Consider the following 14,632-nt stretch of genomic DNA (forward strand, 5'->3'; position numbering starts at 1 on the left):
ATCATTTTACATTTACTAAGATCTAACTTTACATTAACCCTTTAAAAACGTACAGCTAAAAAACTATTGAATAAAGGTTATAGTCGATTTATTAGCAGTAAAATAACTATTTTCCAATCATCTTAACTACATGTAAACCTAATAAATTTTCATTCCTCTATCAGTTCTTTTCTCAAACACTGAGTGTAGGCTTTTTCACTAATTTAAAAAATAAGCAATGATTAAATTCAATCCAAGTTATAACCTTATTATCGATTTCAAAAAAGGGACCATAACTGACAAAAAAATTGATATTTTCGATATGAAAAAAAACGTGATGTAAAATCATCACGCTTTATTTTTATTTATTAATTCCATTCAGCAATCGGTGTTGGCATATGTAGTGCCAACTGAGCATCTTTGATCACATCCATTCGTAAGATTTTTTTAGCACCGAGTTGATCCAATAATTGACTGACTGGACCACCATAACGATTTAACTCAACATGTTTTGGAAATAACTTTTGAGCAAAATTTTGGTTATTTGCCTGAACATATGAACGATACCAAATACCATCAACTTGATTCAGCATGGTTTTCTTTTCTTGCTGTGATTGATTTTTTACAGTTTTAAGTTTTGGTGTTGGCGCAGATAGGCTGATGTCGAGATTGCCTTGAGTATCATACAAGTGCGCTTGGACCTGATCAGTTATTTTTAAATCAATTGCAGTGAGCCACTTGGGTAAATTATAACCATAAACACCACGTACACGTGCAATTTCAGTATCGACAGGAAGCGCAAGGACATAACCATAATAATCGCGTGTACGTGCAGATTTGATTAACTCTGAAATATTGGCGCCTTTTGCATGAGGACGGCGAACCACAACAGCAACAGATACTTCATCATAAGGATCGTTATCACAGACATCATAGGCAAAAAAAGTAAGTGAGACCAATCCATATCCAGGTATTGGGCTTAAGGGTTCAACTTTAGCAGGCAACTTTGCTTTTAACTTATCTAATGGTGCAAGCATCAACAGTTGAACATTGCTGGTTTTATAATAATAGTTTGGCGACCACACTTGACCTATACGTGTTTCAACCAGTTGCTTAGGAATCTTTCTAAAGAAATCAATATTGCCCACACCAGATTCTTTTGCAACCTCATCTAAATTTGGTTGCATATGAAATCGGTCATAAAAACCACCTTTAGGAACCTGTACCTTATGCGGTCCAAATTCAACCTCTACAAACGCTTTTGCATTTGGATACTGAGTGGTTGGTTGCTTTGCATTAACTCGATTGGTCGTTACAGTATTTATGTTTTGCATCGCTGTATTCTCTTGTAAATGTGAGATGTAACTGAGCTGATTGTTTGGTGTAAGATCATTTGCTGCAAAAGCAGAATGTACGAATGCAAAACTCATAAAAAGTATTTGAGTTGTTCGATTTAAATTAAAAAATTTCAACATAGCTTTCACTCTAATTCAGCATTGAGTTCATGCTATGTTTAAAGTGGACTTCAAGGTCAATAGGGTTTATTTGTTTTTTAATTCAATTTGAATTGTGATTAAAATTCATGCACAAAAAACCGCAGCTTAAATTTAAAATGATGAATATATTTGATTGCACTTGCAAAAGATCAAATTAAAGCAAATGCTAAATAACACAAAGAGACAGCACTTTATTGGTAAAATGCCATTCATCTAAAATAGACAAAAGATTAAAAAACAGGCTTGACCTTAAAGCTAACTTTAATCCTATACTCACGATGAAACAACTCACAGGAAATCTTGATGACAAATACTTGGGTTATTAAGCATCGTATAATTCAACAGTTATTGGTTGTTTTAGCAGCATTATTTTCAATGCCTTTTGCATCTGCGAATGATAACAGTAGTTCAAAATCGATTTCGAACCCATCTTTGTCAGGATCTAAAGGAAAAATATTGGTTGTGATGACCAATCATGACAAATACCCTTCACGTAAAGATACTACAGGGCTATGGGTGACTGAGCTCACACATTTCTATGACGTTGCGCATAAAGCGGGTTACCAAATGGATTTTATTAGCCCTAAAGGAGGTGCAGTGCCACTGGATGAGCGTAGTCAAAAATGGATCTATATGGATAAACAAGCACACGCTTATTTAGCCGATCCTGCGTTTATGTCACGGTTAAATAACACCTTGCAGCCAAGTGAGGTAAAAGCGTCTGACTATAAAGCAATATATTTTACTGGCGGTCATGGCGTGATGTGGGACTTTCCAAATAATCCTGAATTAACCGCACTAGCTGAACAAATTTATCGTCAAGGCGGTGTAGTATCCGCGGTATGTCATGGTGTGGCAGGTATACTTTCCCTAAAAGATGAACAAGGCAAAGCACTCATTGCAAACCGTAAAGTGACAGGATTTTCAAATCGTGAAGAATCGCTTTCAGGGATGAAAAAACAAGTACCCTTTTTCCTTGAAAATCAGTTGAAATCAAAAGGTGCAAAATATTCTCAAGGATTCTTCCCATTTACCTCTTATGCCATTGTCGATGACCGCATTATTACAGGTCAAAATCCTCAATCACCACGTGAAGTAGGCGAAGAAGTGATAAAAAAATTGGTGACTATACATTAAATGAAATTAGCTAGATTGGACATATTTTGTAAGTGAAAGCTTGCAAAATATCACTTCATCTTAAAGTACTTGTGTGACACCAATAAAAATTTTCAACGCTTAAAAAACAGACATAATCCTAATCAAATTAAAAGACATTTCATTAATTAACAATAAATATCAATATGCTAAACAGAAATATTATGTTGACTCAGTTTTTGTATTAGATTAGTATTTTTAATGTAAATAATTATCATTATCATATAGCCAACAAAGCATTGTCCTTTCTAGCCACGATGATTGTCCATTTTTTTATCAAGCAAAGGATAAAGCAATGTTGTTATCTAAAATGAAAATAGGTCATAAAACCCTGATTGCCAGTTCAATCTGTACCATTCTTACAGGTTGTGGTGGGGGTGGCAGTGGTAGTGGAGACAGCAAACCGAGCAATACTGCCCCAACAATTGATGCGATCAGCCCAGTGACCGTACAAACCCTGGAAAGTAAAAAAATTAGCGTAACGGCAAAAGATGCTGAAAACAACGCGCTTACCTATAGCATTAAAACAGCGCCAAAATTAGGCACTGCAAGCATTGATAGTAAAACAGGTGTGATCACTTATATTGCAGGCAATGTGGTCGGTGCAGATACACTTGTGGTGAGTGTCAGTGATGGTTCACTTAGCACAGATCTGAGCATTACGATTAATACTCAAGTTGAATCGGTGTTTGATTATCAATTCTACAAAGTCACCAACCCAGATACTGGTAACTCTCAAATTGTCCGTTATGACCCTAATAACGACAAACAGGACTCTTACAACAGCATCAACAACGTGATTTTAGGCAATCGTGTCTTTGTGATGAGTGCTGCAAAAGATGGCGATAAAACAGTTTATAAAAAACGTGAATATGGTATTTTCCTTGACCCAAATGCTTCTAAAGAAACACGTACTTACACTCCAGCTGGCAAAACAACTGCAACTGAATACACATTCTATACCGACAATATTCTGAAACGTTTTGATGCAAGCAATCCAAACAGTCAAGCCACCATTTTTAGTAGTGCAGCATTACCAGCAGCATTAAAAACTGCAGAAATGAAGGCGATTGGTGATACACAAACTATGTATCTCAATGAAACTGATATTAATAACTCCTATGTGCAATTGCGTACTTTTGCCAAACTACCCGATATTTTTAGAGGCGAACTGTCTGACAATATTAAAAATGCCTATATCACTGTACGTTTATCAGATGGCAAAGTGACACAAGGTCGAACCATTAAGCCAGTTGTCAATAACAGCACAGGTAAAACTGATTCGGTATTGGTCAACTATAGTGCTGCCTATGTCAAAGGAAGCTACCCAACCGCAAGTAATGAAGCTGCGCGTTTACAAAGCTGTACCGTTGATTTAATCACCTGTACTGATATTAGTGGCGGGACAGGTCAATACTACTTCTTAGCACAAAACGATACCCATATTTATTTGGCAAAAGAAGGTGTAAAAACACTTTATGCTTATGATAAAACTGCAAAAACCTTAACGAATGTAACAGGTGCAGAATATCCTGCGAATTATAACCCTGAACATCATCAAATTAAATTTGGTGGTGGGCATGGTGGTTCTGGTATCTTTAGTAATTTCTTTAACATGCCAAATGTAGTCGATAATTTGGCAGAAGGTAATACCGGTTATTTATTGATTAATTATAACCTTGATACACAAAATGCAGCGATCACCCATAGAATATTTGGCAAAGCCTATGTCTTTAAAAATGCCGAAATTCTGAAATTGACAGGCACCAGTGCAAGCAAAATTTATGATAATGGCACTGGTACTGATTTAGCCAATAATTCAAGCAATGTGGCTCTGTCATATAATCTCAACCTGACTGCGGTCAAAAATGGTTATTTATTTGTCGAAGCGGCCAAGTTATCTAAAGACAAGATGAATCTCAATTATCAACAAGGCTGGTTAAATACTGCAACCACAACCACAAAAACAGCGTTGGATAATGCTGTTATTGATCAGGATATTCCATACTTTACTTCAATGCGGGTACCTGCTGTGGCAGTAGGTGATTATGTCTATGTCAATGAGACCAATCCAACTGCCTCAGAAACCCGTGTTTATAACGTTTATAAATTACCACTCGATGCGCCAACAACCAGCAAAACCAGCGTCTCCCCAACGTTTGGCCGTATGTACTTTGAACGCACTGCATTCCGTGCCAATGGTGTTTATGAAGGTAATGTATTGTTATGGAACAAACGTGCCAATCAAGCAACAGATCCAACTGACACAGTCGGTAGTATTGTCAATGCCACCACGGGCAAACTCATGGGTAAAATCAAGGATTTAGAGGGTGGAGGTGGAATTACCAATGTCACTGCCGACGCTTCAGGTAATGTCACTTTGGCTGGGATTGGTGGTCTATTTGGCTTGCATATGACAGGTAGTCATGCTGGTGTTCCTATACTGACTAGTGGCTTCTCAGAAAAAGAAAAATCATTGAAAAAAGTTAATCATATTAATGGTTCTTGGATCACTGACTAATCTATACATAGCTCATTCAATCCGGTTGCTGTTGCTATTCTTAAGATGGGGCAGCAACCCTGCGTTTATTTTGACTGGATTTCTGTCATGCACACACCTCCCTTTCTCCCACGATATCTATTATTGACCCTGTGTATTGCTGGTGGATACTCTCCTTTCTATCATCTCTATGCAGCAGAAAATAATAAAGATACCGACATAAATGATGAACAACCTACTAAACTGCCTGTCATTGAAGTTACAGCAGAAAAAGTCCTCAAGGCAGAGCGACAAAATCAACAAGAAATGTTTAACAAACCCTATTCCAAACAGATCATCAGTCAGGAAAAAATTCAGCAGGAAGGCTTAACCGATGTCAAAGAAGCGATTCGGGATATTCCTGGTGTTTCCATTACCGAAACTGGGGCTTTCGGTAAAAATGTGAAAATTCGTGGTCTGACTGGACAACGCGTGGTCAGTGTTGTTGATGGCATCAAAATCGCCAATCAAGGTTTAGACCATTCAGGTTCTGGTGAAATCAATCAGGTGGATATTAACAACGTTGAAATGATTGAAGTGGTAAAAGGTAGTCCTGCGGTGATTTACGACCCGGGTGCATCAGGGGGCGTCATTATCGTCAAGACTAAACCTGTACAAATGAGTCAAGGCATCGGGGTCAGTCAAAAATTCGCTTATGATGAAGGCTATGACAAAACCAGTTCGACCACCAGTCTAAACGCAGGCATGGATAATTTTGGTGCAAAGGTCACTTATACCAAAGAATCTTCCAATGACTATCGGGTTCGTGGTGATGCTGATAAAAAATATGCGATTAGTAAAACCAATGCATTAAATGCAGTGAATAGCACAGTAACCGTCAAAGATTTGGGTTATGACGCCGAATCACTGAGTGCCAAATTATCAGGAAAATTTGCTATCGATAGCCAAATTGATCTCGATTATGACCAATGGATCGGTAAAGATATTGCATCAGCACATGGCAGTACCATGCAAGATGCCATGATAATGTTGTTAGCGCGCAAGGAACGTGAATCCAAATCCATCACTTATCGTAAAGACAATCTGGGTATTTTTAATAATTTCTCATTTAAATATAACAAACAGTCCTTACTGGAACGCCAACAAGAAGGCGGTTATACCGAAACCTTAGACAGTGATAATTTTAATGCCAATCTATTTTTAAACTGGCATCAATTAAAAGCCAGTTTTGGTCTGGAAGCTGTTTTAGATAAGGCCGTCACTGCGGTGTATTCTGAACAAGATTATTATGCAGGTTTTACCAATCTAGAATATGACTTCGGCACATGGACAGGTTTTGCAGGAGTACGTGCCAATTATTGGGCAACCCGACAAAAATTACTTCCTGGGGCAAATGCTGAACTTGCCTCACAACTCATCGGTATTTCGGGAATTACCCCTGAAAAAACCATATTCGAACCAACATGGGCGCTTGGAGCACAATATCACCTCACCGATACCCAGAATATTTCCGCCAATATCAGCCGTACTTTCCGTGCGCCTGATTTGTATGAACGTTATACATTTGGTGGCTTTTTGGGTGGGGGGTTAGCTTTACAACCTGAAGAAGGCTACCATGCTGAAGTGGCCTGGAAATACCTCAATGATCATTGGGCTTTAAATACCAGCGTGTTTTATAGCGACTTTGACCAATATATCTGGACGAAAACCAATCGCAGAGTTATTGATCGGGTTGGTTTAGAAAACTGTATTCGCATTGGTAAATGCAATATAGCGACAGGCAATTTCAATGATCATGAATCTGACTTTTTTCAAGACACCACCCAATATTATAATGCCAACCAAGTCAATAATTGGGGTATGGAATTAAGTGCCAACTATATGGATGAAGTGCATGATTTTGGTATTTCAGGTAGTTTTAATAAAATTGATTCTGAAGATGTTTTTGTACAAGCTGCGGCACATCCAATTGATATTAACAGCCATTATAAATATACCTTTAGCCAATTGCCGTTACAGCCATGGGTGAAAGGCAAAATTCAGACTGTATTTGATGAACCTCAAGTCATACAAAAAGGCGGCTTTGATTCTTATACCATTGGTAGCCTATATGCAGGTTTTAATCATAAATATGTCAATTTAAGTGCAGGGATTCGTAACCTCGGCAATACCACCTATAGAGCTGCGTATAGTGGTTTAAATGGTCTGGAACGTACTTATTTTATCAATGCTGAATTTAAATGGAATAATTATAAATGAAGGTAAATTTTTGGATTGTTTCCCTCGTCTGTGAAAAGAGATTCAACATGATGATCATCTAAATCAATCTGATCTGTTCTATTTCAATCCAAAGTTTATACAAGGTCCGTTAAACAAAATCAAAGCAAAAAAAAGACCCTTAACAATTTAAGGGTCTTTTTTAATATTTGGCGGAAGCGGTGTCCGTATAACAGTGGTATTATACCGTCCGAACTAATCCAACATAAATTTATTTTTCAATCACTTAATAAAATAATATTCCAACCACGTCTTGCCTAATCCGATCATTTCCAATATTCTATGTGGGTTATTATGTGGGACAAGAACAAACCTATGCCTAAGAAAGCCAAAGAACTCTCTGCGCTCAGTGTAGCAAAAATCAAAGGAAATGGAAGGCATGCTGTAGGCGGTGTCAATGGTTTGCACCTGCGTATTGTGAACGACTCTCGTGCTTGGGTTCTACGTGTTGTTGTAGGTCAGCGCTTTGATGAAAATGGAAAACAGCAACGTCATCGCCGTGATATTGGATTGGGCTCTTACCCAGAAGTATCACTAGCCGAAGCAAGGGCAAAAGCTCAAGAAATGAAAGCTCAAATCCGAAATGGGATTGATCCTATCCAGCAAAAACAGGAAAAGCTTCAGGCTTTACGTATTCAAAAGCTCCGTGATCGTACTTTCCGCGAATGTGCTCAGATTGTGATTGCTAATAAATCTCGTGAATTGAAAAATCAGAAACATATTGCTCAATGGTCGACTACGTTAGAAACTTATATATACCCTATTTTAGGTGACCGTGTGATTGGCTCTATTAATAAAGTAGATATTGCCAAAGTTCTGGAATCCATTTGGGCTGAGAAAAATGAAACGGCTAAACGACTCCGTGGCCGTATTGAAACCATTTTTGATTATGCCAAAGCCATGGAATATTTTGAAGGTGATAACCCTGCCGAATGGAAAGGTAACTTAGAACCTATTCTAGGTAATTTAAAACAGGTATCACGCCCTCACCCTTCTTTACCTTATGATCAGGTAGCAGAATTTGTTCAGCACCTGCGCCAGAAAGATGGTATTTCTCCAAAAGCACTGGAATTTGCAATTTTAACGGCATGTCGTTCTGGTGAAATCTTTGGAGCAACTTGGCAAGAAATTGATTTTGAAACCAAGGTTTGGATTATTCCGAAAGAACGAATGAAAGCTGAAAAGGAGCATCGTGTTCCATTATCAGAACCTGCAATTGAATTATTGAAGTCTATTCAAGCTGATACACAATCACAAGGTTACATTTTCCCTGCACCTCGTGGTGGTGGGATGCTTTCAGATATGTCGCTAACAGCTTTGATTAAGCGTATGCATGAACAGAAATTTAAGGAAAGTAGCTTAGGCTATATTGATCCAAAACAAAATCGAGTCATCAGCACTCATGGTTTCCGGTCTACGTTTCGTGATTGGTCGGCTGATATGACCGATTATCCACGGGAAGTCTGTGAGCATGTATTAGCACATAAACTCCCTGACGAAGTTGAAGCTGCGTATTTACGTGGAGCATATCTCGAAAAACGTAAAGCGCTAATGGCTGATTGGGCTGAATTTTGTGAAAATAAATACACAATAAAAGTAATGCTTCTGCCGTAAGTGGCAGAAGCATTTTTTATTTCACTCGTTAAAAAAAAAAATAAATTTAAACTGAAAATAATTATTCACAAAGTTCTTCTCCCCACTTGTTATAACTAAAAGAAATTATGTCTACATCCGTTTTTGTAACTCTAACCTTATTTCCTTTAAAATCTGTCGCATTAAATGATATTGGACTTGCTATATTGATGCTATTTTTTGAACCTAAACAATATGTATCGACACTTATTCCTCGCCCTTTAAGTATCCAGCCATCTTTTTCCAATAAGTCTATTATTTTCTTAGTTTTTATAGAGTTTGCAGGTAACTCGACATACGCTAACTGAACTTCTGCTCTATTCAATGAATTAACAACTTCTAATTTTTCACCTAAAACAGTTTTCATTTTTTTATCAAACGGGTATTTATCTGATGGTTCATCATAAATCTTATTACTATTGCATCCCATTAAAGCGATCATAAAACATATTAAAAAACTTAAACTGCTAAATTTCATATTTAATCCCTAATTTTCTCTGTAAGTGAACGACCTTGAGCTTCAACACCATATCCAACATTAAAATCAGCTCCTGGTGTACCAACCCCAATTTCAAAACCTTTCATCGTTTTAGAGGTAAAATAAGCTTTAACTTTTTCACTAACCGATGTAGAACTTGTATCAATAGGTAATACTAAACCTGCACGGACTCCCCATATACCACCACTCGCACTTCCTGCTAGTCCTGAAAGGAAACTATCTGTACTTTGATCGTCCCCCCTACCTTCTGGTTTATTAAAAATATAGCCTGCCATACAACTAGCCGAAAACTTACCTTTTAATTTTGTAAGATCAGAAGCACCTAGTTTTTTAGTTCCATCAAGCACCATCACAGCATTCTTACCTATCGCTTTAGCACCTTTTACATCTGGCCTTGATGATGCACCTACTTGAAATACCTTACCATTATGTAGGTTAGTAATCTCTGCGTAAGCAAAGGGGCCTACTCCTCCCGAACAATAAACATAATCGAATAACGGAGGACCTTGCAACCGACAAATATCACCTGTCTTCATCCAACAGTCATAATTTCGATAACCTTCGTATTCTAAATTTGCTGAAGCTTGACGACTTAAACCGATAAACTCTCCACCATAGGTTACTTGCAATCCCAAAGCATCTACCCACAAAGTTGGATTAATTACATAACTGTAGTGATTCAATCCTGCGTATAAATCTATGGGGTCTTTACTCATATATCTTGCACTATACGGTTCGTAATAACGATAACGGTTATAGTGTAAGCCTGTTTCTTTATCGTAATATTGACCCTGAAAACGAATATTACTTTGTTCCAATGGATTGTCTTGGTTTGTTATATTAATTTCTAAAGCTGTGCCCCATGTATCCTGTTTGATTTCCCAAACACACTCCCCTAACTCATTACTTAAAGTTTGTGGTGTACCCACTTGATCACAGTGATAAAAGGCAACACGTTCTAATTCAGCTTTGTTCTTTCTGGTTTCAGTTTTCCATACTGGATCTTTATAAATCGAATAAGGTCCGTTTTGGAATTGACGATAGTCAGGTGTTTCAATTAGTTTGATAAAGCCTGTATAACCTGTTTGTAATAGCGGTACAAAGCTATCTGACTCATAGACATAGTGTTTGGTATAATCAGTTTGCACTTTTGGTGATTTCACTGATTCCCAAACCATCTGATCACCTTCCCAACCAAATAAGGTTAAACTCTGGTCTTGATGATTATTCTTAAATAATCGGCGACCAAATACATCATAACCATAGTCAGTGATTTGACCATTGTTGTCACTTTGTATCAGACGATTTAAGTTATCCCAAGTTAACTTTAAGGTCTGACCTGCTTGAGTGGTTTCAATCACATTGCCTTGTGCATCATATTTATAATGCTTGCCTTGATACTGGCTAATCAAGTTATTTTTCACTTGCGCAGCAATTGGATCAATCAAGTTCCCCGCAGGATCAAAACTAAAGCTTTCCGATTTATATGGGTTTTGGCTTTTGATTAAACGTCCGATTGGATCATATTGGTAATTTAACTTTCCTAGGCGACTGTCATCGACTTGAGTCAGCAAATAGTTNTTTATATGGGTTTTGGCTTTTGATTAAACGTCCGATTGGATCATATTGGTAATTTAACTTTCCTAGGCGACTGTCATCGACTTGAGTCAGCAAATAGTTCTTATCATAGTGATAATGACGTTCTACTTGAAATTGTACCCTGTCCGTAGTTTCTTGTTCAGGGCGAATGACTTGTGAGCTGAGTAAGCCCACATCATTATAATTCTTAGTTTGCACTAAACCATTGGCCAGCAGTCGTGTAGTTTCACGATGTAAATCATCGCGTTGGAATGCCACCATATCTTGTTGGTTAAAAGCAATGCCATAAATATGCCCCGATCCATAACTTAGATTGGCTTGAACTTGCCCATCAGGACGAATGGTTTGAGTCAAATTCCCCAATTCATCGTACTCATAACGTAATACTGCTGTCAGTGGCGTTAGATTCGGTACTTTATAGTGTTGATGCTCACGTACCAATTGTCCGAGTTGATTGCGATAAAAATCAATTTGGCTTTCAGTATTGGTCGCTTTGCTGAGTTGATTATTTAAGTTGTATTCAAATTCTTCAACTTGACGATGTCGAGTTTGTAAATGAGTAAATGTTTTTGACGCAATCGAACCATCCGTATGATAGCCGAATTGAGTCAGAATATTTGGTTGACGAATGTGAAACAGTTGCCCATTGTCATTATAGTTGTAATGTTTTTCTTCTCCATCAAAAGTATGTTCACGTACCAATTGCCCAAAACGGTTATAGTCGAATAAATATTCTGCATGGTTTTGATTAATCAGCTTTTTAATACGACCTTGTTTATCCCACTGGTAGCCGATTTGGTAACTATTGGCATCGATCCGTTGCTCTAATAGCCCGACTTGATTGTATTTATATTGGGTGATTAAGCCTTTGCTATCGATATGCTTAAGTAAACGCCCTTCTTCATCATGTTCAAATTGTTCTTTTAATCCATCAGGATAAATAACAGCTTGAATTTGCCCATTGTCTTTGACCTGACTACTGTAGATATATTGAATTTTCTTCTTATTTTCAAATTCTTGAGACTGCATTATTCCCAGCTCATCATATTCCCAAGCACTACTTTTCCCTGAACAGTCGGTATACGACACCATTTGTCCAAGATCATTATATTGAATTTTCTTTGAGCCGCCTTTGGCATCAATCACTTCAACCAATTGGTTGTCATTATTATATTTATACTGAGTGGTATGCCCTAAAGGATTAATTTCTTTGCTGATATTACCATCCTGATCATATTCAGTTTTCCAAATATGACCTTCAGGATCTTTGATTTCAGTTAAGTCCCCTGCTTCATCGTAGGCAAATAGGATGATGCCACCATTTGGTTGTACAATTTTCACCAATTGATCTTGATCATTATAGACTTGCTCTGTTTCTAAGCCTGCAAAATCAATTTGTCGAGTAATCCTTTTTCGACTATTTCGTGATATCCACTTTTCACGACCATCGGCTAAACGGGTACGATACGTAAAACCATCCAAATCAAAATAATAATAGGTCGGAACATCATAAGCATCATAAACCGCCACTTGACGCAAACGTGGATGCCATTCTAAACGGGTTTTAAAACTGCCATCATCTGCCCACTCCTCAATTGCCTTGGCTTTGGGTGCAGTAGATTCATATCGAATATTTTGCCCACGTCCAGTACGATCGGTATAACGGGTCAATTGATGGGCATGGTTATATTCATAACTGCGAGTATGACCATTTTGATCAATGGCTTTGATCAGATTGCCTTGTAGATCATATTCATAACGTGCCAATGCTTCCGCTTGTTCATCGACAAATGCGGCAATGACTTTGGCTTGTTCATTAAAAGCAAACTTGACTAAGTGTTTAGCGCGCTTCAATTGAAAATCAATCGCCTGTAAATAGGCAAATTGTTCAAACAATAAATAGGTCAGTACTACTTTTTCATCAGTCTGATCATTAAATTGTTGAACGAGGTGATAATGTTTTCCAGCATTAAAACTATGAAAATGGAAATTCCAATCTGAACCAAAATTCAGCAATAAATCTCCATCGTCATGTGGCGCTACAGTGAAACCTTCAAAGGGTACCTGATACGTTGCATACACAATCGAAGTTGGGAGTTGATGTTTTCTACCTTTACCATCAATAAATAAATAACCGCGAGAGTTTTGGATAATTACATTGGAAAATGGCATCATCCAACGTGCGCCGATCATACTGTGGTTAAACTCATCCATTTGAGAGTTATATTGACGACTAAAGGCAAAATCAACTTTAGGCAAGTAAAAGTCTGAATGATTGACTCGTTCAGCACCAATTGAATAGCTGATACTTTGACCTGTTTGTGTGTCCGTACCTGGACAAGGTGGATTATTTAGTGCATCAGATTGTAAGGTGACAAACTCTAAAATATCACCATTGATATGCTGCTCATGTTCGCCTGTTTGGTTTAATGGCACACTGGCTGTGGCTTTTTTACCTTGAGTTTGGATGGCTTTTAGGGTTTCTTGAATCAACCAAGCAAGGCTATATTGAGTTCCTGCATTGCTTTGTTGTTGAATCACTGTAGTAAGTTGTGGTGTCGCCTTAAGCACTTCTTCTGTTAATCGTGTTGCGATATTCGGGGTCATCTTTGCTGTCATGTCAGCTTGTGCAGGTGTACCCAACAAATCAATCAATGGCTGTGCCCAGTTGCTAAACTGCTTGCTGGGATCACGTTTTTCAGCTGTGGCTCCCGCTGAAGCAACGCTGGGTAATCCAGCTACTGCACTGCTGCTAAAGGCTTGCAGAATTGAAGTCCCTAATGTCGTTGCACTCGACAATAAACCTGATAATTTACCTTGTGTTTCTTGTAGGAATTTTTCTAAATCGCCTGCCATCTGCGCATTTAAGTGTAGCTGCATACGACGTAAATCAGCTTCTTTGATTTTGCCATTGGCTGGGTATAAACATTCTGCCATTAAACCCAGCATTGGACGTAAAGCCATACGCACATGCGCTTCTGTATTCGGTTGTAAAAATAAACCGATTAAGTTCATGCTTAACAATGCCGATTGTTGTACGCCTGCCTCGGCTTGCTTGGGTTCAGTGGCAAATAAAATAAGGTCTAAAACACTGCCGGATAATGCAAAGATATTGGCGACTGTCGCTACATTGGCGCTTGCTTTGATCTGTTCTAGGCTGNTTGGGTTCAGTGGCAAATAAAATAAGGTCTAAAACACTGCCGGATAATGCAAAGATATTGGCGACTGTCGCTACATTGGCGCTTGCTTTGATCTGTTCTAGGCTGGTATTTCCGCAAGCCTGTAAATAGTTTTGGATTTGATGCGCGATAAACTTATGATCTTCTGTATGCGTCAGGCTGGCCAAATTAAATACTGCCAACTCTACTGCGGGCTTGGTCTCTTTAGCGGCTGGTTGTTGCTGTGTATTTGACCCTGCGGTCTGATTTTTACTGTCTATAAATGCCATAAGCTTAACCTTAATACGTTCTAATTTTTAATTTAATTTCAATCAAT

The 14,632-nt window shown here is 38.1% G+C and carries 7 protein-coding genes and 1 pseudogene; 4 read left to right on the forward strand and 4 right to left on the reverse strand.

Translation table 11 applies throughout. From position 1 onward, the window contains the following. Positions 1 to 347 precede the first annotated feature (347 nt). Entirely contained in the window at positions 348 to 1,454 is a 1,107-nt protein-coding gene (locus ASC84_RS15690) for an acetoacetate decarboxylase (RefSeq protein ID WP_081409371.1), read from the reverse strand. A 396-nt stretch (positions 1,455 to 1,850) separates the two neighbouring features. On the opposite strand from ASC84_RS15690, the gene ASC84_RS15695 reads away from it, so the two are divergent. From ASC84_RS15695 to ASC84_RS15710, 4 genes are all read left to right on the forward strand, one after another. Then, positions 1,851 to 2,612: a type 1 glutamine amidotransferase domain-containing protein gene (locus ASC84_RS15695; protein ID WP_056516496.1), complete on the forward strand. Its 762-nt coding sequence runs from the start codon at positions 1,851 to 1,853 to the stop codon at positions 2,610 to 2,612. 313 nt (positions 2,613 to 2,925) lie between these two features. Next, positions 2,926 to 5,151: an Ig-like domain-containing protein gene (locus ASC84_RS15700; RefSeq protein ID WP_056516451.1), complete on the forward strand. Its 2,226-nt coding sequence runs from the start codon at positions 2,926 to 2,928 to the stop codon at positions 5,149 to 5,151. A gap of 87 nt (positions 5,152 to 5,238) precedes the next feature. Then, complete coding sequence (locus tag ASC84_RS15705; RefSeq protein WP_056516499.1) at positions 5,239 to 7,389, forward strand: TonB-dependent receptor; 2,151 nt, start codon at positions 5,239 to 5,241, stop codon at positions 7,387 to 7,389. A gap of 333 nt (positions 7,390 to 7,722) precedes the next feature. After that, on the forward strand, positions 7,723 to 9,021 hold the full coding sequence (locus tag ASC84_RS15710) for a site-specific integrase (RefSeq protein ID WP_056516454.1): 1,299 nt from the start codon (positions 7,723 to 7,725) through the stop codon (positions 9,019 to 9,021). Positions 9,022 to 9,082: 61 nt separating this feature from the next. Here the strand turns inward: ASC84_RS15710 and ASC84_RS15715 are convergent, their stop codons facing one another. From ASC84_RS15715 to ASC84_RS23370, 3 genes and pseudogenes are all read right to left on the reverse strand, one after another. Next, positions 9,083 to 9,517 (reverse strand): hypothetical protein, encoded by a 435-nt coding sequence (locus tag ASC84_RS15715; protein WP_056516457.1) that lies wholly within the window; start codon positions 9,515 to 9,517, stop codon positions 9,083 to 9,085. Positions 9,518 to 9,519: 2 nt separating this feature from the next. Continuing rightward, positions 9,520 to 11,118, reverse strand: a 1,599-nt coding sequence (locus tag ASC84_RS23365; protein WP_227515165.1) for an RHS repeat-associated core domain-containing protein, incomplete at its 5' end; no start/stop codon positions are given. A 100-nt stretch (positions 11,119 to 11,218) separates the two neighbouring features. Continuing rightward, a pseudogene (locus ASC84_RS23370) lies at positions 11,219 to 14,297 on the reverse strand (RHS repeat protein); the annotation flags it as partial. Positions 14,298 to 14,632: the final 335 nt, after the last annotated feature.

It is taken from the genome of Acinetobacter sp. Root1280 (assembly GCF_001425285.1).
Taxonomy (GTDB): Bacteria; Pseudomonadota; Gammaproteobacteria; order Pseudomonadales; family Moraxellaceae; genus Acinetobacter; species Acinetobacter guillouiae.

Excerpts from the sequence above, each read along its gene's own strand:
- ASC84_RS15690 (WP_081409371.1), bottom strand. The coding sequence starts at position 1,454 with ATGTTGAAATTTTTTAATTTAAATCGAACAACTCAAATACTTTTTATG.
- ASC84_RS15695 (WP_056516496.1), top strand. The coding sequence starts at position 1,851 with ATGCCTTTTGCATCTGCGAATGATAACAGTAGTTCAAAATCGATTTCG.
- ASC84_RS15700 (WP_056516451.1), top strand. The coding sequence starts at position 2,926 with ATGTTGTTATCTAAAATGAAAATAGGTCATAAAACCCTGATTGCCAGT.
- ASC84_RS15705 (WP_056516499.1), top strand. The coding sequence starts at position 5,239 with ATGCACACACCTCCCTTTCTCCCACGATATCTATTATTGACCCTGTGT.
- ASC84_RS15710 (WP_056516454.1), top strand. The coding sequence starts at position 7,723 with ATGCCTAAGAAAGCCAAAGAACTCTCTGCGCTCAGTGTAGCAAAAATC.
- ASC84_RS15715 (WP_056516457.1), bottom strand. The coding sequence starts at position 9,517 with ATGAAATTTAGCAGTTTAAGTTTTTTAATATGTTTTATGATCGCTTTA.